This is a genomic window from Pseudomonas sp. EA_65y_Pfl1_P113, assembly GCF_963970525.1.
GTDB classification, from domain to species: Bacteria; Pseudomonadota; Gammaproteobacteria; order Pseudomonadales; family Pseudomonadaceae; genus Aquipseudomonas; species Aquipseudomonas tritici.
On the sequence record NZ_CAXAQM010000018.1, the window covers coordinates 1 to 24,086 of the forward strand.

General features: G+C 60.1%; 25 protein-coding genes and 1 other RNA gene. 12 read left to right on the top strand and 14 right to left on the bottom strand.

Going from position 1 to position 24,086, the window contains the following annotated elements; genetic code table 11:
- Positions 1 to 167: 167 nt before the first annotated feature.
- The 3 genes from AACY52_RS17145 to argE all read right to left on the bottom strand — a co-directional run bounded on the left by AACY52_RS17145 (position 168) and on the right by argE (position 4,699).
- On the bottom strand, positions 168 to 1,493 hold the full coding sequence (locus tag AACY52_RS17145; protein ID WP_339456532.1) for an OprD family outer membrane porin: 1,326 nt from the start codon (positions 1,491 to 1,493) through the stop codon (positions 168 to 170).
- A gap of 625 nt (positions 1,494 to 2,118) precedes the next feature.
- A complete protein-coding gene (gene argA, locus AACY52_RS17150; protein WP_065891333.1) occupies positions 2,119 to 3,417 on the bottom strand; it encodes an amino-acid N-acetyltransferase in 1,299 nt (432 codons plus the stop codon).
- Between the two features lie 133 nt (positions 3,418 to 3,550).
- The gene (gene argE, locus AACY52_RS17155) at positions 3,551 to 4,699 is read right to left on the bottom strand and encodes an acetylornithine deacetylase (protein WP_339415190.1); all 1,149 of its coding nucleotides are present in this window, start codon (positions 4,697 to 4,699) and stop codon (positions 3,551 to 3,553) included.
- Between the two features lie 158 nt (positions 4,700 to 4,857).
- Here argE and AACY52_RS17160 point away from each other — a divergent pair, with 158 nt between their 5' ends.
- Positions 4,858 to 6,225 (top strand): CYTH domain-containing protein, encoded by a 1,368-nt coding sequence (locus tag AACY52_RS17160; RefSeq protein WP_339415189.1) that lies wholly within the window; start codon positions 4,858 to 4,860, stop codon positions 6,223 to 6,225.
- Positions 6,226 to 6,340: 115 nt separating this feature from the next.
- On the opposite strand, the gene AACY52_RS17165 is transcribed toward AACY52_RS17160, so the two are convergent.
- Positions 6,341 to 6,811, bottom strand: coding sequence for an Lrp/AsnC family transcriptional regulator (locus AACY52_RS17165; protein WP_339415188.1), 471 nt, complete (start codon positions 6,809 to 6,811; stop codon positions 6,341 to 6,343).
- A 127-nt stretch (positions 6,812 to 6,938) separates the two neighbouring features.
- Here AACY52_RS17165 and AACY52_RS17170 point away from each other — a divergent pair, with 127 nt between their 5' ends.
- The 6 genes from AACY52_RS17170 to AACY52_RS17195 all read left to right on the top strand — a co-directional run bounded on the left by AACY52_RS17170 (position 6,939) and on the right by AACY52_RS17195 (position 12,195).
- Positions 6,939 to 7,277 carry a hypothetical protein gene (locus tag AACY52_RS17170; RefSeq protein WP_339415187.1) on the top strand — a complete coding sequence of 113 codons (339 nt, stop codon included), beginning with the start codon at positions 6,939 to 6,941 and terminating at the stop codon, positions 7,275 to 7,277.
- An 83-nt stretch (positions 7,278 to 7,360) separates the two neighbouring features.
- Entirely contained in the window at positions 7,361 to 9,040 is a 1,680-nt protein-coding gene (locus AACY52_RS17175) for a GspE/PulE family protein (RefSeq protein WP_339415186.1), read from the top strand.
- Between the two features lie 77 nt (positions 9,041 to 9,117).
- Positions 9,118 to 10,038 carry an SPFH domain-containing protein gene (locus tag AACY52_RS17180; RefSeq protein ID WP_339415185.1) on the top strand — a complete coding sequence of 307 codons (921 nt, stop codon included), beginning with the start codon at positions 9,118 to 9,120 and terminating at the stop codon, positions 10,036 to 10,038.
- A gap of 10 nt (positions 10,039 to 10,048) precedes the next feature.
- A complete protein-coding gene (locus AACY52_RS17185; RefSeq protein WP_339415184.1) occupies positions 10,049 to 10,495 on the top strand; it encodes an NfeD family protein in 447 nt (148 codons plus the stop codon).
- A 67-nt stretch (positions 10,496 to 10,562) separates the two neighbouring features.
- Positions 10,563 to 10,877, top strand: coding sequence for a DUF2388 domain-containing protein (locus tag AACY52_RS17190; RefSeq protein WP_339415183.1), 315 nt, complete (start codon positions 10,563 to 10,565; stop codon positions 10,875 to 10,877).
- A 175-nt stretch (positions 10,878 to 11,052) separates the two neighbouring features.
- Positions 11,053 to 12,195, top strand: coding sequence for a DegT/DnrJ/EryC1/StrS aminotransferase family protein (locus AACY52_RS17195; RefSeq protein ID WP_339415182.1), 1,143 nt, complete (start codon positions 11,053 to 11,055; stop codon positions 12,193 to 12,195).
- Between the two features lie 82 nt (positions 12,196 to 12,277).
- On the opposite strand, the gene gcvH is transcribed toward AACY52_RS17195, so the two are convergent.
- From gcvH to AACY52_RS17240, 9 genes are all read right to left on the bottom strand, one after another.
- Positions 12,278 to 12,661: a glycine cleavage system protein GcvH gene (gene gcvH / locus AACY52_RS17200; protein ID WP_339415181.1), complete on the bottom strand. Its 384-nt coding sequence runs from the start codon at positions 12,659 to 12,661 to the stop codon at positions 12,278 to 12,280.
- A 53-nt stretch (positions 12,662 to 12,714) separates the two neighbouring features.
- Positions 12,715 to 13,797, bottom strand: a complete 1,083-nt coding sequence (gene gcvT / locus AACY52_RS17205; RefSeq protein WP_339415180.1) for a glycine cleavage system aminomethyltransferase GcvT — start codon at positions 13,795 to 13,797, stop codon at positions 12,715 to 12,717.
- Between the two features lie 156 nt (positions 13,798 to 13,953).
- Positions 13,954 to 15,570 carry an iron ABC transporter permease gene (locus AACY52_RS17210; RefSeq protein WP_339415179.1) on the bottom strand — a complete coding sequence of 539 codons (1,617 nt, stop codon included), beginning with the start codon at positions 15,568 to 15,570 and terminating at the stop codon, positions 13,954 to 13,956.
- Between the two features lie 161 nt (positions 15,571 to 15,731).
- On the bottom strand, positions 15,732 to 16,736 hold the full coding sequence (locus AACY52_RS17215) for an extracellular solute-binding protein (RefSeq protein WP_339415178.1): 1,005 nt from the start codon (positions 16,734 to 16,736) through the stop codon (positions 15,732 to 15,734).
- A gap of 162 nt (positions 16,737 to 16,898) precedes the next feature.
- Positions 16,899 to 18,116 (bottom strand): 2-octaprenyl-3-methyl-6-methoxy-1,4-benzoquinol hydroxylase, encoded by a 1,218-nt coding sequence (locus AACY52_RS17220; RefSeq protein ID WP_339415451.1) that lies wholly within the window; start codon positions 18,114 to 18,116, stop codon positions 16,899 to 16,901.
- Positions 18,117 to 18,125: 9 nt separating this feature from the next.
- A complete protein-coding gene (locus tag AACY52_RS17225; protein ID WP_339415177.1) occupies positions 18,126 to 18,611 on the bottom strand; it encodes a DUF4442 domain-containing protein in 486 nt (161 codons plus the stop codon).
- On the bottom strand, positions 18,604 to 19,791 hold the full coding sequence (ubiH, locus tag AACY52_RS17230; protein WP_339415176.1) for a 2-octaprenyl-6-methoxyphenyl hydroxylase: 1,188 nt from the start codon (positions 19,789 to 19,791) through the stop codon (positions 18,604 to 18,606). The genes AACY52_RS17225 and ubiH overlap by 8 nt, the downstream gene beginning before the upstream one ends.
- The gene (gene pepP, locus AACY52_RS17235; protein WP_339427624.1) at positions 19,788 to 21,110 is read right to left on the bottom strand and encodes a Xaa-Pro aminopeptidase; all 1,323 of its coding nucleotides are present in this window, start codon (positions 21,108 to 21,110) and stop codon (positions 19,788 to 19,790) included. The genes ubiH and pepP overlap by 4 nt, the downstream gene beginning before the upstream one ends.
- A 20-nt stretch (positions 21,111 to 21,130) precedes the next feature.
- Positions 21,131 to 21,688: a YecA family protein gene (locus AACY52_RS17240; protein ID WP_058426458.1), complete on the bottom strand. Its 558-nt coding sequence runs from the start codon at positions 21,686 to 21,688 to the stop codon at positions 21,131 to 21,133.
- A 138-nt stretch (positions 21,689 to 21,826) separates the two neighbouring features.
- On the opposite strand from AACY52_RS17240, the gene AACY52_RS17245 reads away from it, so the two are divergent.
- From AACY52_RS17245 to AACY52_RS17260, 4 genes are all read left to right on the top strand, one after another.
- Positions 21,827 to 22,036 carry a TIGR02449 family protein gene (locus AACY52_RS17245; RefSeq protein WP_339415172.1) on the top strand — a complete coding sequence of 70 codons (210 nt, stop codon included), beginning with the start codon at positions 21,827 to 21,829 and terminating at the stop codon, positions 22,034 to 22,036.
- On the top strand, positions 22,033 to 22,350 hold the full coding sequence (locus AACY52_RS17250; protein ID WP_339415171.1) for a cell division protein ZapA: 318 nt from the start codon (positions 22,033 to 22,035) through the stop codon (positions 22,348 to 22,350). Before AACY52_RS17245 ends, AACY52_RS17250 begins: the two co-directional genes overlap by 4 nt.
- Before the next feature lie 30 nt (positions 22,351 to 22,380).
- Positions 22,381 to 22,559: non-coding RNA, 6S RNA (ssrS, locus tag AACY52_RS17255), on the top strand.
- 56 nt (positions 22,560 to 22,615) lie between these two features.
- A complete protein-coding gene (locus AACY52_RS17260) occupies positions 22,616 to 23,245 on the top strand; it encodes a 5-formyltetrahydrofolate cyclo-ligase (protein ID WP_339415170.1) in 630 nt (209 codons plus the stop codon).
- Between the two features lie 7 nt (positions 23,246 to 23,252).
- Here AACY52_RS17260 and AACY52_RS17265 read toward each other — a convergent pair whose 3' ends face one another.
- Positions 23,253 to 23,402: a hypothetical protein gene (locus tag AACY52_RS17265; protein WP_339415169.1), complete on the bottom strand. Its 150-nt coding sequence runs from the start codon at positions 23,400 to 23,402 to the stop codon at positions 23,253 to 23,255.
- 195 nt (positions 23,403 to 23,597) lie between these two features.
- On the opposite strand from AACY52_RS17265, the gene AACY52_RS17270 reads away from it, so the two are divergent.
- Positions 23,598 to 24,047: an EVE domain-containing protein gene (locus AACY52_RS17270; protein ID WP_339415168.1), complete on the top strand. Its 450-nt coding sequence runs from the start codon at positions 23,598 to 23,600 to the stop codon at positions 24,045 to 24,047.
- The last annotated feature ends 39 nt before the right edge of the window (positions 24,048 to 24,086 follow it).

The window sequence follows — 24,086 nt, forward strand, 5'->3', positions numbered from 1 at the left end:
AGGGCGGGTGTTGGAGGGATGTTTCTGAACCACCGTCCAAGGCCTTCGAGACCCAGGACGGTGAAGATATCAAAGACCCGGTTTCCGGTGAATCGTAAGGCTGCTCCGCTTAAGTGAACAGCATTACGCGCGAGCGCGAGGTTTTTTTTCAACTACTTCACTTAGTCTTACAGGAAGCTATAAGTGTAGTTGAAGATCAGACGGGTCTGATCCTGGTCCTGGATGCCTGTACCGCTACCACGATAAGCACCGTGGCGCAGCGTGGTACCGAAGCCCTTAAGCGCGCCTTGCTGAACGGTGTAGTCGATACGCATGTCGCGTTCCCACTCGGATTGATCACCGCTGCCGTTGCTGGCTTTGATGTTGTCACCGTGCAGATAGGCAATCGAGGTTTTCAGACCTGGAACACCCAGCGCAGCGAAGTCATACGAGTATTGACCGAAGGTAGTGTTTTCACCCGCGCGAACGAAGGAGTTGATCATGCTGTCGGTGAACAGATAGAAGCTTGAACCACCAGCACCCTCGCTACCGCCGCTACCGTTAACAACGCTACCTTGGTTCAGCCAAACAAAACCGCCGTCATCGTTGACGCGCTGATGGCCGACCATGAAAGCACTGCCACCCAAGGCGTAGGTGAACATGGCACTCCAGGTTTTGTTATCAACCTCGCCAGTGTTCTTAGCGTAGCCACCGTTGTTGTTGAAGCGGTACCCAGCTTGACCATTCTTGCCATCGGAGCTGCTGTCGAAGTAGCGCAAATCGGTCTTGAACGATTGACCTTCGCTGATTGGGTAAACGTGCACCAGACCGAGGAACTGCTGCTTGTAGTAGTCTTCCAGATTCGAGTAGTAGTACTGCAGGGTCAGGTCTTTGGTGACCTTCCAGTCAGCGCCACCAAAACGGAACTGGTTGCTTTCCTTCGAACCGCCGTTGACAGCCAAACCGGTGCTGTTGCTCGAAGCACGGCCAGTGGCGTGCTCAAGTTGACCGGCGTTGAAGGTCACATTGTCGATTTCTTTGGAGGTGATGGTGCCGCCTTCAAAGGTTTGAGGAAGCAGACGGCCGTCGCTTGCAATCAGGATCGGCAGGTTTGGAGCCAGTGCGCCACCCAAATGCGCTTCAGTCTTGGAGAAGCGGGCCTTGACGTTGGCGCTCGCGCTGCTCCAGCTGCTTACGGCAGAGCCGTCGGTATCGCTTGGAACGAAGGAGTTGCTGTTTGGGTGATGGCCACGACCGCCGTCCAGGTGGAAACCCACCAGCGCCTGTGCATCAATCCCAAACCCAACCACGCCTTGAGTGAAACCAGACTGGTAGTTGAACTTCAAGCCTGTGGCTGTTTCGCGCTGATCCGCGCCGCCATCACGCGCATCGCCATCAAAATACAACGTTCGGGAACTGACGCTTGCCTTGCTGTCTTCGATAAAACCGGCAGCGCCTGCGTGCTGGGCGATGGCGCCCAAAGCTACAGCCAAAGCCAAGGTGGACTTCTTCATGTACCGCTCCTCTCGTTTCTAATTTTTGTAGTTCTTTGGTCTCGGGTCTGACGCCCTCGATCCACAGATGCGCGATTAGCACCGCATAGTGACTGACAAGTCAATCGTAACCTTGTGTGTCTACTACCTTCGCCTAATCGCAGTTGATTTGGTCCCTGCAGGGTAATGAGTTTTCCATACACCCAAAAAGAATTGCTTCATTCTTTTTTATACGATTAAGGAATAAAAGTTTTCGTGATACGAGCCAGCCTACGTTGGCTGAACGTTACAAAAGCTATTCCTAAAGGGTATTTACCAGCGCACTTTTAGACCGTTTAGTCTGACTGTACGTTTTCATACGTCACTCACGATCAAAAAAGCGACGCCATGATGGCGAAACGCACATCCTCCCGTCAATTTGTTACAGTTTTTGTATCTCTAATACTTTCTTTTGATGTCAAAGCCGCTGATTTAACGGTGTGCCTGCCATCGTATCGGCTCTGATCAATACTTCTGAAGTGATAGAAATGAGAAGGGGCTTGCTCCCGATAGCGGTGAGCCAGTCAAGTACTATCGACTGACACTCCGCCATCGGGAGCAAGCCCCCCCTCTCACACTTTGACCTGCTTGACCGCCGAAATCGGGCCTACAAGGCCTTCTCAAAAATCTTCGAATTACGCTGATAGTTGTACAGCGAAGCCCGCGCCGAGGGCAGACGGTCCACGCTGCTGGGCACAAAACCGCGCTCACGGAACCAGTGGGCGGTGCGGGTGGTGAGGACAAATAATGTCTTCAACCCTTGCGCCCGCGCTCGGGTTTCGATGCGCTCCAACAACACATCACCCCGCGCGCCGTGGCGATATTCCGGGTTCACTGCCAGGCACGCCAGCTCACCTGCATCCGAATCTGCGATCTGATACAGCGCTGCACAAGCGATGATCATGCCCTCGCGTTCCACCACGCTGAACTGCTCGATCTCACGCTCCAGCACTTCCCGCGAACGGCGCACCAGGATGCCCTGCTCTTCCAACGGGCTGATCAGGTCGAGCAAGCCGCCCACGTCTTCAATCGCCGCTTCGCGCACCAGTTCAAATTGCTCCTGGGCCACCAGCGTACCGCCGCCGTCACGGGTAAACAGCTCGGTGAGCAAAGCGCCGTCTTCGGCGTAGCTGACGATATGGCTGCGCCCTACTCCACCCCGGCAGGCTTCTGCGGCGGCGTCGAGTAATTCGGCCTGGTAGTTGCTGCCCAGGCGCTGCAGGTGGGCCGGCACTTGTTGCGGGCGCAGTTCGCGCACCAGGCGACCATTTTCATCGATCAGGCCCAAGTCGGCGCCGAACAGCAGCAGCTTGTCGGCACCCAAGTCGATGGCGGCGCGAGTAGCGACGTCTTCGCAGGCCAGGTTGAAGATCTCACCAGTGGGCGAATACCCCAGCGGCGACAACAGCACGATGGAGCGCTCGTCCAGCAGGCGATTAATACCCTTGCGGTCGACCCGGCGCACTTCGCCGGTGTGGTGATAGTCCACGCCATCCAATACGCCGATAGGGCGCGCGGTCACGAAGTTGCCGCTGGTCACGCGCAGGCGCGAGCCCTGCATCGGCGACGAGGCCATGTCCATCGACAGGCGCGCTTCAATGGCGATACGCAGGTGGCCGACCGCGTCGATCACACACTCCAGCGTCGCCGCATCGGTGATGCGCATGCCTTCGTGGTAAGTAGGGGTCAGGCCACGCGCTTCGAGGCGCACTTCGATCTGCGGGCGCGAACCGTGCACCAGCACCAGTCGCACCCCCAGGCTGTGAAGCAGCACCAGGTCGTGGACGATATTACCGAAGTTCGGATGCTCCACACCATCGCCGGGCAGCATGACTACAAAAGTGCAGTCGCGGTGGGCGTTGATGTAAGGGGACGCGTGACGAAGCCAATTAACGTAGTCGGGCATAGAACCTGGGCCTGTAATAAAAAGCAGCCGAAAAAGGATGAATCGTGAAAGCGCACAGCGGGCTGATGGTTATCGTCGGAACAGGCTTGGCGACACGCTCACTCTCCTTATGTACGAATGGGCAGAGGTTAATTTATGCAGGTTTCAGGCAGTAATGTTCGATCAGTTCCCGCAATAGACGCACTGTAGGCGTCAAGCGTGACATTTCGAGGTACTCGCCCGGCTGATGGGCGCAAGCGATGTCGCCAGGGCCAAGTACCAGGGTTTCACAACCAAGGCGCTGAAGATAAGGCGCTTCGGTGCCGAACGCCACTGCTTCAGCACGATGACCGGTCAATCGTTGCGCAACCCGCACCAGCTCGGCGTCTTCGGCTTGCTCAAACGGCGGCACTTCGGGGAACAACGGCGCGTAGTCGATCTTGACCTTGTGCCGCTCGGCCAAGGGTTCAAGCTTGTGCCGGATAGCCGCGCGCAACACCTGCGGGTCCATGCCCGGCAAGGGCCGCAGGTCGAACTCCAGGGAGCACTGGCCGCAGATGCGGTTAGGGTTGTCCCCGCCATGGATGCAGCCAAAATTCAGGGTCGGCTGTGGCACGCTGAATTGCGGATTGCGGTACTCACGTTGCCAGGCCAGGCGCAGCCCGCGCAGTTCGCCCATGGCGTCATGCATGGCTTCGAGGGCGCTGTGGCCCAGGCTTGGGTCCGACGAATGGCCACTCTGGCCGAGGATGTCGATGCGCTCCATCATCACGCCTTTGTGCAGGCGGATCGGCTTGAGCCCGGTCGGTTCACCGATCACCGCCGCGCGGCCCAACGGGCGCCCTGCCTCGGCCAGCGCGCGGGCGCCGGACATGGAACTTTCTTCATCGCAGGTGGCGAGAATCAGCAGCGGTTGCTTGAACGGTTGATCCAGTAGCGGCAGCACCGCCTCAATCGCCAGAGCAAAAAAGCCCTTCATGTCACAACTGCCCAGTCCTACCCAGCGGCCGTCGACTTCCGTCAGTTTGAGCGGATCAGTCTTCCACAGCGCGGCGTCATAAGGAACGGTATCACTATGGCCGGCCAACACCAGGCCACCGGGGCCGCTGCCGAAACTGGCGAGCAGGTTGAATTTGCCAGGGCTGACCTGCTGGATGTCAATGGCGAAACCCAAATCGCCCAGCCAGGTGGCAAGCAGGTCGATCACCGGGCGGTTGGTCTGGTCGAGAGACGCTTGGGTGCAACTGACCGACGGCGCGGCAACCAATGCGGCGAATTGCTCTTTCATGGACGGTAATGGCATTCGCGGTCTCCCAACTTCCCGGATGAGTCCCACTATAAAGGCATCTGCACGACACAATAAACCGTTGCGGCACGTTGCCGGGCTCAGTCCTGTACACTGCACGACCTTGGCAGCCACTCTTTTTCCCGGCTGCGCTCCCGATCCTGGATTTTCCGGCCATGCAGAAAGAAACCGAAATCAAGCTCCGCGTCAGCCGCGAAACACTCGCCGCGCTGCGTGAGCACCCGCTACTGAAAAAACGCAACAAAAGTGGCTGGGAACGCCGTGAGTTGATGAACCAGTATTTCGACACCCCCGAACGCGACCTGGCCCAGGCCAAAGTCGCCCTGCGCCTGCGCAAGGACGGTGACGATATCATCCAGACCCTCAAGACCCGCGGTCAGAGCGTCGCCGGCTTGTCGGAACGTAACGAATACAACTGGGACCTGCCCAAAGCCAAGCTCGACGTGAAGAAACTCGACGGCGAATGCTGGCCCGAGCAACTGGCCGAGCTGGACAAAAAGACCCTCAAGCCGATCTTCACCACCGACTTTGTGCGTGAACGCGCCGAAATCGCCTGGGGCCGTGGCAAAGCCAAGGTGGTGATCGAAGCCGCTTTGGACCTGGGACACGTGGTGGTTGGGAAGCAGAAAGAAGAAATCTGCGAGCTGGAACTGGAACTGCGCGAAGGCGAACCGGCTGCCCTGCTGGAACTCGCCGCCGAGCTGGCCGCGACCCTGGCGCTGATGCCTTGCGACATCAGCAAGGCCGAGCGTGGCTACCGCTTGTATGACGCCAGCAGCTACTCGTTGAGCCTGCCAGCGCCGCAGATCCACGCCGAAATGCCGTTGGACGATGCCTTCGCTGCGATCATGTGGCACCTGCTCGGCAGCAGCCAACGCCTGGCCGAGCAATACCGTTTCAATGGCCACTGGCGCCTGTTGCAAGACTGGGTCGACACCCTCGGCGAACTGCGCGCCCTGATCGGCAGCCTCGGCCAGGCCGCACCGCGTCAATCCACCAGCGAACTGCGCAGCGCACTCGATGCCCTGCTGGAAGACTGGCGCCCACTGGTACAAGCCGGTGACGACGATGAAGACATCCGCAAAGCTGCGCCTGAGCAGTTCGCCGAAGAGTTGGAAGACCTGCGCTGGGGCCAGTTCTCACTGAACGCCTCGCGCTGGCTGCTGGCTCGCACCTGGACCGCCGACCGCAATGTGCGTGGCAACCGCCAGGGCGCTGCGCAAATCACCAACTGGCTGCCACGCCTGCTGGCCGACGATGCAGTCGCCCTGCAATTGCCGCGCTACCAGCAGCAACCGGAAGACCTGGCTGAGCAACTGCCGCGTATCGAACGCATCCAGGCCTGGCTGCACCATGCGCGTAACGTGGTCGACCTTCTGGAGCTGGACCGCCTGTATGGCGAGCTGAACAAGTTGGCGCAACTGGCCAATCAGCCGATCACCGATGAGTCGCTGGATGCGCGGATGCATCAGGCGATTGCGGTGTATCAGAACCGTGCCTGGAAGACTTTGCTGCGTCTGTAATTCAAAGGACGCCTCGGTCAAAGTGTGGGAGCGGGCTGGCTCGCGAAAGCAGTGGATCAGAAACACATTCGGTGACTGACACGCTGCTTTCGCGAGCAACCCCGTTCCCACAAGGTCAGCGCAATACTGGCAGGCTGGTCGTGGACTTGATCTCGGATAGCGCCACAATCGAATTGACCTCCTGAATCCCCGGCACCATCGACAGCTTCTCGAAGAAAAACCGCTCATACGCTTCAATGTCCGAAGTGACAATTCGCAACAGAAAATCCACCGCCCCCATCAGCACATAACATTCCAGCACTTGCGGAAAGCCGCGAATCGCGTCGGTGAACTCAGTGAAGTTGGAACGGCCGTGGGCGTTGAGTTTGACCTCGGCGAATATCTGCGTGTTGAGACCGATCTTCTTGCGATCGAGCAAGGTGACCTGGCCGCGGATCACCCCCTCTTCCTTGAGCCGCTGGATGCGCCGCCAGCACGGCGACTGGGACAGGCCCACCTGCTCGGCAATTTGCGCACTGGAGAGCGACGCGTCTTCTTGCAGCAGGGCCAGGATACGGCGGTCGTAGGCGTCCAGCTCGCTGTGCATATAAATACCTTCCAAGGTGCTTATCTTGAATTGATTGATTCGATTATTCGCAAAACAGGCTCATCTTAGATAAAAAATCTCCCACGGCGAATGTAAAAATTTCTCCAGTCAAATCTGGAGCTTTCCCATGCACGGCGTCGAAACCACTCACCCTGTCACTCGCGCCGATGCGTGGGCCACCAACAACGCCCATTGCCAGGCGCATTACCAGATCGTCGCCGAGGCGGAGCCGGATGCGCTGTGCCGAGTGCTCAACTATTTCGCGCTGCAGTTTTTGACACCGCGACACGTCACAGTGAACAGGGAGGATGACGTGCTGAACATCGGTATCGTGATGGACGGCCTGAGCTGGCACCGCGCCCAGGTGATCGGTGAAAAGATTCGAAACCTGATCAACGTGTGCGAGTTGGATGTGTGGTCGGCGGACTCTACGGGGCTTCAAACGATGGTGGCGGGCGCTCGGTAAAAAGCTGCAATACACCCTGGGAGGCAAATATTCAGGGGCTGGCTAGCCTGGGATTTACGCCCACTGCCCCCAGGAAAACCTTCATGCTCGTTGACCAACGTTTGGAATTGCATCAACTGTTGCCGGCTTTGGTCGACGGAAAACTGATCACACCCGAGGTTGCGCAACGCTTGTCGGCGCTACCGGCCAGTAACACCCAGCATCCCTTGGAAAGCATCGCAGCCCTTGGCCCCAACCTGGAAACCCTCACCGAATGGCTTGCCCAGCATGCAGGGCAACCTTATTTGCGTATCGACCCGTTGAAGATCGACGTGGGGACGGTCGTGCCGCTGATGTCCCACGCCTTCGCTCAACGCCACGCCATACTGGCGGTGGCGGTGGACGCACAGACCGTCACCGTCGCCAGCGCCCAGCCCCACGTCACCAGTTGGGAAGCTGGGCTCGCCCAGGTGCTCAAGCGCTCGATCAAGCGAGTGGTCGCCAACCCCCAGGACATCGCCCGCTGTATCGGCGAGTTTTACCGGCTGGCGAAGTCCGTCAGCGGCGCCGATCAAAAGGTCGCGGCGCCTGGCCATGTGGACCTGCTCAACCTTGGCGCCAGCGACCAGGAGCCTGATGCCAACGACGCGCATATCGTCAATATCGTCGACTGGCTGCTGCAGTACGCCTTTGCCCAGCGCGCCAGTGATATCCATATTGAACCGTGCCGTGAACAGGGCCGTGTGCGCTTTCGCATCGATGGGCTGCTGCATGACGTCTATCAGTTTCCGCCCCAGGTCACGATGGCCGTGGTCAGCCGCCTGAAGAGCCTGGGCCGCATGAACGTGGCGGAAAAACGCAGGCCACAGGATGGCCGGGTCAAAACCAAAAGCCCGGCGGGGGCGGAAGTCGAGCTGCGTCTTTCCACCCTGCCGACAGCATTTGGCGAGAAACTGGTGATGCGGATTTTCGACCCTCAGGTGCTGCTCAAGGGCTTTGACCAGTTAGGCCTGTCCAGTGAGGACCAACAACGCTGGCTCGCCATGACTGGCCAGGCCAACGGCATCATCCTGGTCACCGGCCCTACGGGTTCGGGCAAGACCAGCACCCTGTACACCACGCTCAGGCAACTGGCGACCCGGGAGGTCAACCTGTGCACCGTGGAAGACCCGATCGAGATGGTCGAACCCGCGTTCAACCAGATGCAGGTGCAACACAACATCGACCTGACCTTTGCCAGCGCCATCCGCGCCCTGCTGCGCCAGGACCCGGACATCATCATGATCGGTGAAATCCGCGACCAGGAAACCGCTGAAATGGCGATCCAGGCCGCGCTGACCGGGCACTTGGTGCTATCCACACTGCATACCAACGATGCACCCAGCGCTATCAGCCGCTTGCAGGAGCTAGGCATTGCTCACTATTTGATCAAGGCCACCTTGCTCGGCGTAATGGCGCAGCGGTTGGTGCGGGTTTTGTGCCCTCACTGCAAACGTGCGCTGGGTGAGGTTCATGAGGCCGTCGGGTGCGTTGAATGCCGAAACAGTGGTTTTCGGGGGCGAGCCGGCGTTTACGAAATCATGGTATTGAACGAAGAACTCAAGGCGCTGATCACGCCCGGCGCCGACGTGCAGGCCCTGCGCCAGGCAGCGGTTGCACAAGGCATGTGCAGCCTGCGCAGCGCGGGTATGCAAAAAATCGAAGCGGGGCTGACCACCATGGCGGAAGTATTGCGGGTGACCCCTGGGGATTCGGTAACAAATCCTTTGTTTGTTACGCGGTGAAACCGTTCTTATCGGTGACAACACCGTTACAATCGGCCGAACGTCGTTTCACTGACACCATCAGATAGGGAATCGCTATGCAGATCGGAACCGTACTGCTTCTTTTTGTGGGCCTGGCCATCGCCATCCTGCTCATGGGCTTCAAGGTCGTACCCCAAGGGTACCAGTGGACGGTCGAGCGTTTTGGCCGCTACACCAACACCCTCAAACCTGGCCTGAACATCATCATCCCGGTCATGGACCGCATTGGTCGCAAGATCAACGTGATGGAAAGCGTGCTGGACATCCCGCCCCAGGAAGTGATCACAGCCGACAACGCCGCCGTGCAGATCGACGCCGTGTGCTTCTTCCAGGTGGTCAACACCGCCCAGGCGGCTTATGAGGTCAATAACCTCGAACACGCCATCCGCAACCTGCTGCAAACCAATATCCGTACTGTGCTCGGCTCCATGGAGCTGGACGCCATGCTCAGCCAGCGTGACGGTATCAACGAAAAACTGTTGCGCACCGTTGATGAAGCTACCGCGCCATGGGGCATCAAGATCACCCGTATCGAGATCAAGGACATCAGCCCACCCGCCGACCTGATGGCAGCAATGTCGGGCCAGATGAAAGCCGAGCGGATCAAGCGTGCGCAGATCCTGGAGGCCGAAGGCCTGCGGGCGTCGGCGATCCTGACAGCCGAAGGCAAGAAGCAGGCACAAATTCTTGAGGCCGAAGGTGGGCGCCAAGCTGCGTTCCTGGAGTCTGAAGCCCGTGAGCGTCAGGCTGAAGCTGAGGCTCGTGCGACTCAAGTCGTTTCCGAGGCGATCGCCACCGGTAACGTTCAAGCCGTCAACTACTTCGTCGCGCAAAAATACATCGACGCCCTGGGCAAGCTGGCGTCGGCCAACAACAGCAAGGTCATCCTGATGCCGCTGGAAGCCAGCCAGGTGATCGGTGCGGTCGGCGGTATCGGCGAGATCGTCAAGGCAACGTTCGACAACAAGAAAGGCTGAGGCCAGCACCATGTGGGATTTCCTGCAGCATTTGTCGTTCTGGGATTGGCTGGCACTGGGGACGGTGCTGTTGATCCTTGAAGTATTTGGCGCCGGTGGGTATCTGTTGTGGATGGGTATCGCAGCGGCTGCCGTGGGCGTGATCAAATTCCTGGTGCCGCCCCTGGGGCTGGAGTGGCAGTTGCTACTGTTTGCCGTGTTGTCGATCCTGACCGCAGTGTATTGGTGGAAGCGTCAGCGCAGCAGCGCCAAGGCGAGTGACCAGCCCGGGCTGAACGAACGTGGCTCGGCGTTTATCGGCCGCACCTTTATCGTGCATCAGGCGATCGTGGACGGCCGGGGCAAAGTGAAGGTCGGCGATGGCGTGTGGATGGTGACCGGCCCGGACAGCCCTATAGGCGCCCAAGTCCGGGTGGTCAGCCAGGAGGGCGTGGTGTTAAAGGTTGAAACTGTTTAGTCAGTGATGGAACTCGGCTGGGCTATCTACAATCATAATTCACAGATACCCACCGGAGTCACCCATCATGCGTCTCAAATATGCTGTCGCAACCCTTGCTGTGCTTTCCCTCCCTGTCGGTTCAGCCATGGCCGACAGTTTCTGGCGCAATATCATCTCGTCGGGCGCCACTACCGGCTCGACGTACCTGACGTTCAAGGACCACAAGCTGGTGGTTGCCGCACAAGACGACGCCGGCAGCTTTGTTGCCAGCGACGGCGGCATCCGTGGCCCATACCTGGAAGCCGCAATGCAGAAAGTCCGCGCCGATAACCCTGGCCTGCAGGCCACGGATATGGAGCTGGCCAACGCCATCCTCGCGAAAAACGCCGTTACCGAGTGATTTCATCGCTCTGAAAAATGCCGCTGCTGAAGCGGCATTTTATTGCCCCCGTTTTAACCCGCAGTATGACAATTCATTCACGGACGACAGGCTATATTCAGTCAGCCCGTGCAACCATGCCGGTACTGATACCTCGCCTACTCATCGCCAATCTGAAACGGATGCCTTCGTCGTCATGAGCCAACAGCCCTTCCTGCCGTTTTCCAAACCAACCATTGACGAAGCCACCATCTCGGCGGTTGGCGATGTATTGCGCTCGGGCTGGATCACCAGCGGGCCGAAAGTGCAGGCATTTGAGGCTCAGTTATCTGAATACTTTGGCGGCCGCCCGGTGCGCACCTTCAACTCGGGCACCTGCACCATGGAGATTGCCTTGCGCATTGCTGGTATCGGGCCGGGCGATGAAGTCATCACCACGCCGATCTCCTGGGTTGCCACGGCCAACGTGATCCTGGAAGTCGGCGCTACGCCAGTGTTTGCCGATATTGACCCGATTACCCGCAATATCGACCTGGCCCAGGTGGAGGCTGCGATTACCCCGCGCACCAAAGCTATCATCCCGGTGTACCTCGCTGGCCTACCCCTGGACATGCCGATGCTGTATGCACTGGCCAACAAGTACAACCTGCGTATCGTCGAGGATGCTGCCCAAGCGCTGGGTTCAAGCTGGGATGGCGAGCGTATCGGCGCCACCGGGGATTTTGTGTCGTTCAGCTTCCAGGCCAACAAGAACATCACCTCTTCCGAAGGCGGCTGCCTTGTGTTGAACAATGCCGAAGAAGCGCGGCTGGCAGAAAAGTACCGCCTGCAAGGCGTTACCCGCACAGGCTTCGACGGCCTGGATGTGGATGTGCTGGGTGGCAAGTTCAACATGACCGACATCGCCGCAGCCATCGGCTTGGGGCAGTTTGCCCATATCGAAAAGATCACCGCTCACCGCCAGAACCTGGCGCGGCACTATTTCAAATGCTTTGGCGATGACTTTGAAGCGCAATACGGCGCGCAACTGCCGCCGGCTGATTTCGAAAACAGCAACTGGCACCTGTTCCAACTGGTGCTGCCGGAGCGTCAGGACGGTCTGCCGGCACGCGCCACATTCATGGAGCAGATGCAGGCCCGCGGCGTCGGCATTGGCTATCACTACCCGCCGATCCATCTGCTAAGCCTTTATCGGGCGCAGGGGTTCAAGGAAGGCATGTTTCCGGTGGCGGAAAAGGTAGGGCGTTTGATCGTGTCATTGCCGATGTTTACGGCGATGACAGAGGCGGATGTGGAGCGGTCGGTGGCAGCCGTGAAGGCCGTCTTGAAAGCGAGCTGAAAAATCTGGCTCACCACAACCAAATGTGGGAGCTGCGGTGCGCAGCTCCCACATTGGTTTGTGCTGTTTCAGCTATTGGCGTTTACTCGCCGATGGCGGCTTTGTAACCGGCCGCATCCAGCAGTTTTTCCAGATCACTCGGGTTGCTTGGCTTGAGCTTGAAGATCCACGCGCCGTACGGGTCGGAGTTCAGCAGTTCAGGGCTACCGCTCAGCTCCTCATTGACTGCAATCACTTCGCCTGCAACCGGGGCGTAGATATCCGAAGCAGCCTTCACCGACTCAACCACCCCCGCCTGGCCTTCGGCTTCAAACGTAGCGCCAACTTCAGCCAGTTCAACAAACACCACATCACCCAACGCTTCCTGGGCATGGTCGGAGATCCCGACGGTCACGGTGCCGTCAGCTTCCAGGCGTGCCCATTCGTGGCTTTCGGCAAAACGCAGGTCGGCAGGGATATCGCTCATAGTCTGTGTCCTCAAGAAGTAATGTCAGCGGCCTTCGGCCTGCCGGGAATAGGTTAGATCAAGGTCTTGCCATGGCGCACGAAGGTCGGTTTGACCACTCGAACCGGGTACCACTTGCCGCGGATTTCCACTTCGGCCCGATCGGCGGTGGCCGTCGGTACACGCGCCAGGGCAATGGATTTGCTCAGCGTAGGAGAGAAACTACCACTGGTGATCTCCCCTTCGCCAATATTGGCGATACGAACCACCTGGTGAGCACGCAGAACCCCGCGTTCCTCCAGTACCAGCCCGACCAGTTTGAACTGCACACCCGCCGCTTTTTCCGCTTCCAGCGCGGTGCGACCAATGAAATTTCGCTCGGCAGGTTCCCAGGCAATACTCCAGGCCATGTTCGATGCCAGGGGCGAAACGTCCTGGTGGATGTCCTGACCATACAGGTTCATGCCAGCCTCCAGGCGAAGGGTATCCCGGGCGCCGAGACCGATGGGTGAAATCCCCGCGCCCACCAGGTCGTTGAAAAAGCCTGGCGCCTGATCAGCAGGCAGGACAATCTCCAGGCCATCTTCGCCGGTGTAGCCCGTGCGCGCGATAAACCAATCGCCATCGGCGTGGCCTTCGAAGGGCTTGAGCTGGTTAATCAGCATGCTGCGAGACTGGGTGACCAGCTCGGCAATCTTCTGCCGTGCATGGGGGCCTTGGATGGCGAGCATGGCCAACTCAGGGCGCTCATGCAGTTGCACCTGGTAATTGCCCAGTTGCGCGTGCATCCACGCCATGTCCTGATCGCGGGTGGCTGCGTTGACCACCAGCCGATAAGCGTCCTCGGTGCGGTAGACAATCATATCGTCCACCACGCCGCCCTTTTCGTTGAGCATGGCGCTGTACAACGCACGGCCGCAGCCATGCAGACGTTCGACATCATTGGCCAGCAAATACTGCAGCCATTCCTTGGCCTGGGGGCCGCTGACATCGATCACGGTCATATGAGATACATCGAACACCCCGCAGTCGCGTCGCACCTGGTGGTGTTCTTCAACTTGCGAGCCGTAGTGCAGAGGCATATCCCAACCGCCAAAATCGACCATTTTCGCGCCGAGGGCGAGATGTAGGTCGTACAGAGGCGTACGCTGTCCCATGGGTTTCTCCTTCCGGGCGTGGCGAAGGTGCGCAGCGTTGCCGTTCGTGCCAAACACCTTGAATTACAAGGCCCGCAGCCACGCCCAGCGACTCGACCCGAAAGACGGGCCGCACCGAATGCCGCGCATTGTAGCTGCAAGCTGTAGGACTGGCACCTAACCGATTTGCCGGGCAGAGCGTCGGATCAGCCCGATTACCGGTAACAGGCCCACCAGCACCAGGGTCAACGCCGGCAAAGAGGCCCGTGCCCACTCGCCTTCGCTGGTCATTTCGAAAATCCGAACCGCCAGGGTGTCCCAGCCGAACGGGCGCATCAGCAAGGTGGCGGGCATTTCCTTGAGCACGTCGACAAACACCAGCAGCGCTGCACTCAAGGTACCCGGCAGCAACAACGGCAGATACACTTTGCAAAACAGTCGCGGGCCACTGACGCCCAGACTGCGTGCTGCTTCCGGCAAGGACGGGCGGATGCGCGCCAGGCTGTTTTCCAGCGGCCCATAGGCCACCGCCAGGAAACGCACCAAGTAAGCCAGCACCAATGCCGACAGGCTGCCCAGCAGCAACGGCTTGCCCGCACCACCGAGCCAACCAGACAGCGGCACCACCAGCTCACGATCCAGATAACTGAACGCCAACATGAGCGATACCGCCAGTACCGAGCCCGGCAAAGCATAGCCAACATTGGCCAGGCTGATGCCGGAGCGGATCGCCCGGGTCGGCGCCAGGCGGTTGGCAAATGCCAGCACCAACGCCACGCTTACGGTGATCAACGCTGCCATGCCGCCCAAGTAGAGCGTGTGGACGATCAGGCCCGAATAGCGCTCATCCAAGTCGAAGCGGCCGCGCTGCCAGAACCAGACGACCAGTTGCAGCATCGGGATGACAAACGCACAGGCGAACACCAGCCCGCACCAGCCACTGGCCGCTGCTGCCTTGAGCCCACGCAAGTGATACAGCGCCTTGCCCCGCGGCCGCTCATTACTCGGCCGGCTGGCACCGCGTGCGCGACGTTCACCGTACAGCACCAACATCACCACCAGCAGCAACAGGCTGGCCAACTGTGCCGCGCTGGAAAGGCTGAAGAAGCCATACCAGGTCTTGTAGATGGCGGTGGTGAATGTATCGAAGTTGAACACCGAGACCGCACCGAAATCCGCAAGCGTCTCCATCAATGCCAACGCCACCCCGGCACCAATCGCCGGCCGCGCCATGGGCAGGGCCACGTGCCAGAACGCTCGCCATGGCGATTGCCCCAGCACCCGCGCCGCTTCCATGAGGCCTTTGCCCTGGGCCAGGAACGCCGTGCGCGCCAGCAAATACACATACGGGTAAAAGACCAGCACCAGCACGATGATCACACCACTGGTCGAGCGCACGCGCGGCAGGCGCAGGCCGCTGCCGAACCATTCGCGCAGCAGGGTTTGCACCGGGCCGGCAAAATCCAGCAGGCCCACAAACACGAAAGCCAGCACGTACGCGGGAATGGCGAAGGGCAACATCAGCGCCCAATCGAGCCAGCGCCGTCCGGGGAATTCGCAGAGGCTGGTCAACCAGGCCAGACTGACGCCCAACAAGGTCACACCGACACCGACGCCCAACACCAGGGTGAGGGTGTTGCCCAGCAGGCGCGGCATCTGGGTTTCCCAGAGGTGGGACCAGATCTGCGCATCGATGCTCTGCCAGGACAGCAACATCACGCTCAGCGGCAGCAGCACCAGGGCAGCGACGGTGAAGACTGGCAGGTACCAACGGCGTTGGGCGGGGTGGGCCAATGAGAAACTCTCAGAATATTAAAGACTTTCAAGGCGCCGCTAACCAATGCGGGAGCGGGCTTGCTCGCGAATGCAGTGTATCAGTCACACATGCATCGACTGACACGACGCTTTCGCGAGCAAGCCCGCTCCCACATTTCGATCTACGGCGTTTTACAAATTTAGTTCCAGCCAGCCCTATCCATCAACCGAATCGCCTCAGCCTGACGCTTGCCCGCCACTTCCACCGGCAAGGTGTCCGCCACGAATTTACCCCAGGATGCCACTTCGGCCGACGGCGCTACCGCCGGGTTCGCCGGGAACTCCTGGTTCACGTCGGCAAAGATCTTCTGCGCCTCAGGCGTGGTCATCCACTCCACCAGCGCCTTGGCGGCTTCCGGGTGCGGCGCGTGCTTGGTCAGGCCAATACCCGACAGGTTCACATGCACGCCACGGTCGCCCTGGTTCGGCCAGAACAGCTTTACCGCCAGGTCCGGCTTCTGCTTGTGCAGGCGGCCGTAGTAGTAGGTGTTGACGATCCCTACGTCGCACTGCCCGGCGTTGATGGCTTCGAGCACCGCGATGTCATCGGAGAATACGTCGGTGGACAGGTTGTTGACCCACCCCTTGACGATTTCTTCGGTCTTGGCCGCGCCATGGGTTTCGATAAGGGTGGCAGTCAGCGACTGGTTGTAGACCTTTTTCGCCGTACGCAGGCACAGACGGCCTTCCCACTGTTTGTCGGCCAGGGCTTCGTAAGTGGTGAGGTCACCCGGTTTTACCCGGTCGGTGGAATAGGCGACAGTCCGCGCGCGCAAGCTCAAGCCAGTCCAGGCGTGGGCCGACGAGCGATACTGCAGCGGAATATTCTTATCGATCACCGTTGAGGTGAACGGTTGCAGGATGCCCATCTGCTCGGCCTGCCAGAGGTTGCCGGCATCCACGGTGAGCAGCAGGTCGGCGGTGGCATTCTCGCCCTCGGCCTTGATGCGCTGCATCAGCGGGGCTTCCTTGTCGGTGATGAACTTCACCTGCACGCCGGTCTTCTGGGTGTAGGCGTCGAACACTGGCTTGATCAGTTCGTCGATGCGCGAGGAGTAGACCACCACTTCGTCGGCGGCCTGCACGGTGGTGCTGCCGATCAGGGTGAGTGCCAGGGCAGTCAGGAGGCGCTTGGGTGCCAGCATGGGGGCGGTCTCTCATTTGCGAAAAGAGGGCAAATGATAAGGACTCACATTTGGTGGTGCTTGCCGCAGGCGTTACCAGATGTTGCATAGCCAACTTTTTGCGGTGGAGCTGATGGCCTCTTCGCGGGCAAGTCCGATCCCACAGGGGACCGGGCTTCGATGTCAGGGTTTTGCCAGGTCAGGAAGATCGCCGGTCAGGCCCAGCGCCTGGCGTACAAACACGGCCTTGGCTTCGGGCATCTGGTCGACCAGCTTCAATCCGGCATTACGCAACCAGCGCAGCGGTAGTTGGTCAGCCTGGAACAGCCGCTCGAAGCCTTCCATCGCCGCCATCAACGCTAGGTTATGCGGCATGCGTCGGCGTTCGTAGCGGCTCAGCACCTTCACATCCGCCAGGCGCTCACCGCGCTCGGTCGCCGACAGCAGCACTTCGGCCAGTGTCGCTGCGTCAAGAAAGCCCAGGTTCACGCCCTGCCCCGCCAATGGATGGATGACGTGGGCCGCGTCGCCGATCAACGCCAACCCTTCGGCCACATAGCGTTTGGCATGACGTTGGCGCAACGGCACACAAACGCGCGGGTCGGCGCTCAGCACCGCACCCAACCGGCCTTCAAAAGCCCGCTCCAGTTCACGGCAGAAGCTTTGATCATCCAGCGCCATCAGGCGTTCAGACTCAGCGGGCGTGGTCGACCAGACAATCGAGCACCAATCCTCCTGCCCATCCCGCACAAGCGGCAGGAACGCCAGCGGGCCGGTATCGGTAAAGCGTTGCCACGCCGTGCGCTGGTGCGGCTCGTTGCTACGCACGCTGGTGACGATGGCGTTATGCAGGTAATCCCATTCACGGGTCGCCGTGCCGGTCAGGCGGCGCACGGCGGAGTTGGCGCCATCGGCGGCAACCACCAACGGCGCACGCAACTTGCGCCCATCGGCCAGGGTCAGCAACCAGTCATCGCCGGAGCGGCGCATCTGCTCCAGACGCGCGTTGGCCAACAGGCCCAGGTCGCAGTCGTGCAGACGGTCGAGCAAGGCATCCTGAACCACGCGGTTCTCGACAATATGCCCCAGCAACTCGGCATGCACGCTGGCCGCCGAGAAGTGGATCTGCCCGGTGCCGCTGCCGTCCCACACCTGCATCTCGCCATAAGGGCTGACACGGCGCGACACGATGCCGTCCCACACCCCCAGGCGCTCGAGGATGCGCTGGCTGGCGGCCGACAAGGCGCTCACGCGGGGTTCGAATGCGGCCTCGCGGTCGAAAGGCTTGACGCTCAGCGGGCTGCCGTCGAGCAGCAGCACCTGCAGGCCACTGCCTTGCAACGCCAGCGCCAGGGCGCTTCCGACCATTCCGGCCCCGACAATCAGCACATCTGCGCGCATGTCCATGCTTTAAGCCTGTCTCGCTGGCGGCTTACGCCGCACGTAAAGGGTTTTGTCGACCCGCGCCACCAGGGTGCCGGAGCCGTCATGTATCTCGACCTTGAGGTGGGGCAAGTACTTCTCGCCACCTTCGGTGTGTCGACGCACCTCAGCGAGCAAGGCGTCGTCGACGCAAAACTCGGCGTACACCGGGCCTTTGCCCGGCGAGATGAAATCGATGCTCGCGGCCTTGTCCCACACTATGTAGTCGCGGCCCAGGTTCTCCATCAGCATCAGCATGTAGAACGGATCCACCATCGAATACAGGCTGCCACCGAATTGCGTGCCGACATAGTTGCGGTTGTACCAGCCCAGGCCCATACGCACTTTGACCTGACGGAAATCGGCGCTCATATACCGGACGCGGACCCCCGCCCCCAAGTAAGGCGGATACAGGGTCATGATCCAACGCAACAACCGCGCCTTGCCCAGGCGCTCGATCAACCACTTACGCATCGGGACGCGTGCCCAGGCCCATGGCCTGACGGGCGAACCAGCGCTTGGCCGGCGGTAACAGGTCAAGGCCCAGCAGGCCCATGTTGCGGCCCAGCGCGACCAGCGGTTGGGCGCTGCCAAACAGGCGCGTGACCTGGTCGGAGAAGCCCACGGTAAGTTTCTGGTCGAGGCGCTGACGCTCGCGATAGCACTGCAAGGTTGCCAGGTCGCCCGGTACTTGCGGGCCGGCCAGCAAGGCCTCAGCCAAGGCATTCGCATCGCGCAGGGACAAGTTGAAGCCCTGCCCGGCAATCGGGTGCAGGCTGTGGGCGGCATTGCCAAGGATTGCCAAGTGCGAACGCACTTGCTCCTCGGCCTCAACCAACGTCAGCGGGTACAGATGACGTGCGCCGACTTGCTTCAGGGTGCCCAGGCGGTAGCCGAACACGTCCTGCAATTCACTCAAGAAGCTACGTTCATCAAGGTTGGCCAGGCGCTGGGCATCCAAACCGATGCGCGTCCACACCAGCGCGCAACGGTTGTCGGGCAGCGGCAGCAAGGCCATGGGGCCTTCATCGGTGAAGCGCTCGAATGCTTCGCCGTTGTGGGCTTCGCTAGGCGTGATGTTGGCGATCAGCGCGCTCTGGTTATACGGGCGGGTTTTAACGCCGATGCCCAGTTGCTCGCGCAAGCCGGAACGGCCGCCGTCGGCCAGCACCGCGAGGTCGCATTCCAGCACGGTTTCATCGTTGAGGGTAAGGCGGTAGCCATCGGACAGCGGCTCCATGCGCGTGACTTCCGCCGGGCAGCGCCAACTGACCACGTCTTTATCCAGGCCCTGCCACAGGCACTGGCCCAGCCAGGCGTTTTCCACCACATAACCAAGGGCGGGCACGCCCTCCTCCATGGCCGACAGACGCGCCGTGGAGAAGCGCCCACGGTCGGACACATGGATCTGCTTGATCGGCTCGGCGCGACGGGAAATGCCCTGCCACAGGCCCAAACGCTGATAGATCTGCCGGGCGCCGAAGGACAGCGCCGAAGAGCGCGCGTCGTAGCTCGGCTGGTAGCTGTCGCCCGGCGCGAACGGTTCGATCAGCACGATCTTCCAGCCGCGCGCCTTGGCCCCCGCCTGCAACGCCAACGCCAGGCTGGCACCGACCAGGCCACCGCCGATGATCGCCAGGTTGACCCGGCTCATCGCGCAGCCGCCATCAGCGCTTCGATATCGGCGACGGTCTTGGGCACGCCGCCGGTCAGGATTTCACAGCCTTGCTTGGTTACCACCACGTCGTCCTCAATGCGTACGCCAATGCCACGCCATTTCTTTGCCACGTTCTGATTGTCCGGTGAGATGTAGATCCCCGGCTCAACGGTCAACGCCATACCGACTTCCAGCACACGCCACTCACCGCCCACTTTGTACTCGCCCACATCATGCACATCCATACCCAGCCAGTGGCCGGCGCGGTGCATGTAGAACGCTTTATAGGCTTCGCTGGCGATCAGCTCGTCGACGTCACCCTGCAACAACCCAAGCTTCACCAGCCCGGCGGTTATGACGTGCACTGTGGCCTCGTGGGCCTGGTTCCAATGCTTGTTGGGGGCGATCTGGGCAAAGGCAGCTTCCTGGGAGGCCAGCACAATTTCGTAGACCGCCTTCTGTTCGGGCGAAAACTTGCCGTTGACCGGCCAGGTACGGGTGATGTCGCTGGCGTAGCAGTCGATCTCGCAACCGGCGTCGATCAGCACCAGGTCGCCGTCCTTGAGCAGCGCGTCATTCTGCTGGTAATGCAGGATGCAGCTGTTGCGGCCAGCGGCGACGATGGAACCATAAGCCGGCATTTTCGCGCCGCCCTTGCGGAATTCGTAGTCCAGCTCGGCTTCCAGGCTGAACTCGTGCAAACCAGCCCTGCTGGCCTGCATCGCCCGCACATGGGCGGCGCAGGAGATGCGTGCGGCCTCGCGCATCACCTTCACTTCTGCCGCCGATTTATACAGACGCATGTCGTGAAGCAGATGATCCAGGGCAACGAATTCGTTCGGTGGCTGGGCGCCGAGGTGCGCTTTAGAGCGGATCACGTTGATCCACTCCATCAGGTGCCGGTCGAATTCGGCGTTGCTGCCCATGGCCGAATACACCCGGTCGCGGCCTTCGATCAGGCCGGGCAGGATGTCGTCGATATCGGTGAAGGGGAAGGCATCGTCGGCGCCAAAGTCGCGAATTGCGCCTTCGGTGCCGGCGCGCAGGCCGTCCCAGAGCTCGCGTTCGGCATTGCGTTCGCGGCAGAACAGCACGTACTCGCCGTGCTGGCGGCCGGGCATCAGCACGATCACCGCTTGCGGCTCGGGGAAACCGCTCAGGTACTGAAAATCGCTGTCCTGGCGGTACACGTGTTCGACATCACGGTTGCGGATCGCCACGGCGGCGGCCGGCAGGATCGCGATGCTGTTGGGTTCCATCTGCGCCATGAGCGCCTTGCGGCGCCGCGTGTATTCCGCTCGGGGGATATGAATCATGGACAGATGGGCTTCCTTTCTTAATGCAGCGACGGCTTGGGTGCAGCGGGCTCAGCAGACTTCTTGGTCTCTGTGAATAGCAGCAGCGGCGCGACGCGCAGGTATTCCATCACCTCCATATAGTCGCCTTCACCGTCCTCGGATTCTTCCAGGGCGTCTTGCACCTGGGAGATGGCTGCCAGGTCCTGCAACACTTCCTTGGCGTCGGTGCTCAATTCCAGGCCGCCGGCGTTTACGCCAAAGCCGTGGAGGAAACCTTGGCACCATTGGCCCAAGGCTGCAGCGCGTTCGGTGAGCGGCGCGTCGTCAGTCGGCAGCAGCAGGACCACGGTGACGTCATCACCGGTCAGCTCGCCCTTGACCATCTCTTGCAAGCCGATCAGCGCGTTACGCACGTTGTCGGTCGGCTCGGTTTCGAGCAGCTCGGCCACATCGGCCAGCCAGTTATCAGCGTCAAAGCCAACGCCGGTGCAACTACGGCCCAGGAGCACGCCGTGCAGTTCGGCAGGCGAGCAGGGGTGGCCGCTGGCGCTCAGCAGTTTGGAAAAAGCATCGTACGGGGAGTTCTGAATAGGCATGGTGAGCTAGGCGCCAGACGGCGCAATGTCTAGAATGGAGCGTCGTATCCTAGCACCGGCAGGCGTACCAAGACTATCAAGGGCGTCAGATCGTTTATCCTGCAGTTGCCATTCATCAGACAAATCCAGTGGAACCCAATGGAAGACACCGACCTGCAAGCGCTGATGGCCAGACTCGAATTGCTAATTACCCGGGTCGAGCAACTAAAGACTCAAAACGGACTCCTATTAGCTCAGGAAAAGACCTGGCGCGAGGAACGCGCTCACCTCATTGAAAAAAACGAAATCGCCCGGCGTAAGGTCGAATCGATGATTTCGCGCCTGAAGGCCCTGGAGCAAGACTCATGAGTTCAAGCAATAGCGTCACCGTGCAGATCCTCGACAAAGACTATTCGATCATCTGCCCCCAAGAAGAGCGCAGCAACCTGGTGAGCGCCGCCCGCTACCTGGACGGCAAGATGCGTGAAATCCGCAGCAGCGGCAAAGTGATCGGCGCCGACCGCATTGCCGTGATGGCCGCGCTGAATATTACTCACGATTTACTGCATAAGCAGGAACGCCCTGACGTGCAGGCCAGCGGCTCTACCCGTGAGCAGGTGCGTGACCTGCTGGAGCGTGTTGATCTGGCGCTTTCCAGCGACACAGACGCACCCAAGGGCTGATTGCCGCGACTGTTTAAGGTATACTCGCCCCACTCCCTGGCGTGTTTGCCAGTCGGCGATGTCCCTGAGCCGATTCGCACTACCCTGGAAGTTGCACGTTGGGCTGGTGTGCATGTCCGCTAGACGGAAAGCCTTAAAGCCTACTGCATCTTCCACCTTGAACTTTCGGGTTCAAGGGCTAAGTCGACAGCGGCTCTGTCGGGGAGCCTGAATTCCCAAACTCAATGCCAGTCCTCGGACTGGCATTGTTTTATGAGCCGAAACCATGACCGAACCTGCGCCGCTTTCCCGTCCGCACCTTCGACGCATGTTGCGCCAGGCCCGCCGCGCCCTCACGCCAAGCGAGCAGCGCAAGGCCGCCCACGGCCTGTATCGGCAACTGGCACAGCACCCGCTGTTTCGCCGGGCCAAACATATCTCTTTGTATCTACCGACGGACGGTGAAATCGATCCGCGCTTGCTGCTGCGCGCAGCCCAGCGCCGAGGCAAGGCCACGTACCTGCCGGTACTCAGCGCCTGGCCGCGAACCAAGATGGTGTTCCAGCGCGTAAGGCTTGGGGAAAAGCTGATGCCCAATCGGTTTCGCATTCTGGAGCCACGGGTGAATATCAGCCGTCAGCGCAAGGTCTGGGCGCTGGACCTGGTGCTGCTGCCGTTGGTAGGGTTCGATGATGCGGGTGGGCGACTGGGCATGGGCGGCGGGTTTTACGATCGCAGCCTGGCTTATCTGGCGCGCCGCAAGAGCTGGCGCAAGCCGACGTTGCTGGGCCTGGCCCATGAATGTCAGAAGGTCGATCGTTTGGCGCAAGCGAGCTGGGACGTGCCGTTGGCGGGCACCGTAACAGATAAGAATTGGTACATCGCACAGACGCCACTGGAATCAGCGGCGCCTTGAAGAAGTGTTAACGCTTGAACGGTTGCGACTGCTGCTGAGCCAGTTCAACGGGAGCATCGGTGTTGTTCGACCACAAGCTTTGTGCATACCCGGTGGTCACGACGCCCAGACCAAACAAAATCACCAAAATCCATAGTAAATCCGGTTTACGTTGCATCGATTGCCCCCCTGCAGGCACCTCGTACACGATGACAACAACGTTCCAAAGGAGTCCGTTGCAGCTGCGCCAAGCTTTAAAAGCCGGCATTCTGCGGTAACGTGAACCAACACGCAAACCTTGGCGCCAACCGACTGTCGGTTTGTCATCAAATTACCTGACAACTTGCCCACTGTCTTTTTCAGGAGCCCAAAGATGGCCTATTGGTTGATGAAATCCGAGCCCGATGAACTCTCTATCAAAGGCTTGGAAAAGCTCGGTGAAGCGCGCTGGGACGGGGTGCGCAACTACCAGGCGCGCAACTTTTTGCGCGCGATGGCGGTAGGTGACGAGTTTTTCTTTTACCACTCCAGCTGCCCCGAGCCTGGCATTGCCGGCATCGGCAAAATCGTCGAGGCGGCCTATCCGGACCCCACAGCGCTAGAACCAGAAAGCCACTATTTCGACGGCAAGGCCACCCGGGAAAAAAATCCGTGGAGCGCGATCAACGTTGCGCACGTCCGGACCTTTCCCAACGTGCTGGGCCTGGGCTATCTGAAACAACAAGTCGCCCTCGCCGAATTGCCCTTGGTGCAAAAAGGCAGCCGGCTTTCGGTGATGGCCGTCACGCCCGAGCAATGGGCCGCCGTGATCAATTTGCTTTAACTGACCGGCATCAAGGCCCTCTCAGGGCAAACCGGTCAC

Coding starts and splice junctions, on each gene's coding strand:
- AACY52_RS17145 (WP_339456532.1), bottom strand. CDS start 1,493: ATGAAGAAGTCCACCTTGGCTTTGGCTGTAGCTTTGGGCGCCATCGCC.
- argA (WP_065891333.1), bottom strand. CDS start 3,417: ATGCCCGACTACGTTAATTGGCTTCGTCACGCGTCCCCTTACATCAAC.
- argE (WP_339415190.1), bottom strand. CDS start 4,699: ATGCCATTACCGTCCATGAAAGAGCAATTCGCCGCATTGGTTGCCGCG.
- AACY52_RS17160 (WP_339415189.1), top strand. CDS start 4,858: ATGCAGAAAGAAACCGAAATCAAGCTCCGCGTCAGCCGCGAAACACTC.
- AACY52_RS17165 (WP_339415188.1), bottom strand. CDS start 6,811: ATGCACAGCGAGCTGGACGCCTACGACCGCCGTATCCTGGCCCTGCTG.
- AACY52_RS17170 (WP_339415187.1), top strand. CDS start 6,939: ATGCACGGCGTCGAAACCACTCACCCTGTCACTCGCGCCGATGCGTGG.
- AACY52_RS17175 (WP_339415186.1), top strand. CDS start 7,361: ATGCTCGTTGACCAACGTTTGGAATTGCATCAACTGTTGCCGGCTTTG.
- AACY52_RS17180 (WP_339415185.1), top strand. CDS start 9,118: ATGCAGATCGGAACCGTACTGCTTCTTTTTGTGGGCCTGGCCATCGCC.
- AACY52_RS17185 (WP_339415184.1), top strand. CDS start 10,049: ATGTGGGATTTCCTGCAGCATTTGTCGTTCTGGGATTGGCTGGCACTG.
- AACY52_RS17190 (WP_339415183.1), top strand. CDS start 10,563: ATGCGTCTCAAATATGCTGTCGCAACCCTTGCTGTGCTTTCCCTCCCT.
- AACY52_RS17195 (WP_339415182.1), top strand. CDS start 11,053: ATGAGCCAACAGCCCTTCCTGCCGTTTTCCAAACCAACCATTGACGAA.
- gcvH (WP_339415181.1), bottom strand. CDS start 12,661: ATGAGCGATATCCCTGCCGACCTGCGTTTTGCCGAAAGCCACGAATGG.
- gcvT (WP_339415180.1), bottom strand. CDS start 13,797: ATGGGACAGCGTACGCCTCTGTACGACCTACATCTCGCCCTCGGCGCG.
- AACY52_RS17215 (WP_339415178.1), bottom strand. CDS start 16,736: ATGCTGGCACCCAAGCGCCTCCTGACTGCCCTGGCACTCACCCTGATC.
- AACY52_RS17220 (WP_339415451.1), bottom strand. CDS start 18,116: ATGCGCGCAGATGTGCTGATTGTCGGGGCCGGAATGGTCGGAAGCGCC.
- AACY52_RS17225 (WP_339415177.1), bottom strand. CDS start 18,611: ATGCGTAAGTGGTTGATCGAGCGCCTGGGCAAGGCGCGGTTGTTGCGT.
- ubiH (WP_339415176.1), bottom strand. CDS start 19,791: ATGAGCCGGGTCAACCTGGCGATCATCGGCGGTGGCCTGGTCGGTGCC.
- pepP (WP_339427624.1), bottom strand. CDS start 21,110: ATGATTCATATCCCCCGAGCGGAATACACGCGGCGCCGCAAGGCGCTC.
- AACY52_RS17240 (WP_058426458.1), bottom strand. CDS start 21,688: ATGCCTATTCAGAACTCCCCGTACGATGCTTTTTCCAAACTGCTGAGC.
- AACY52_RS17245 (WP_339415172.1), top strand. CDS start 21,827: ATGGAAGACACCGACCTGCAAGCGCTGATGGCCAGACTCGAATTGCTA.
- AACY52_RS17250 (WP_339415171.1), top strand. CDS start 22,033: ATGAGTTCAAGCAATAGCGTCACCGTGCAGATCCTCGACAAAGACTAT.
- AACY52_RS17260 (WP_339415170.1), top strand. CDS start 22,616: ATGACCGAACCTGCGCCGCTTTCCCGTCCGCACCTTCGACGCATGTTG.
- AACY52_RS17265 (WP_339415169.1), bottom strand. CDS start 23,402: ATGCAACGTAAACCGGATTTACTATGGATTTTGGTGATTTTGTTTGGT.
- AACY52_RS17270 (WP_339415168.1), top strand. CDS start 23,598: ATGGCCTATTGGTTGATGAAATCCGAGCCCGATGAACTCTCTATCAAA.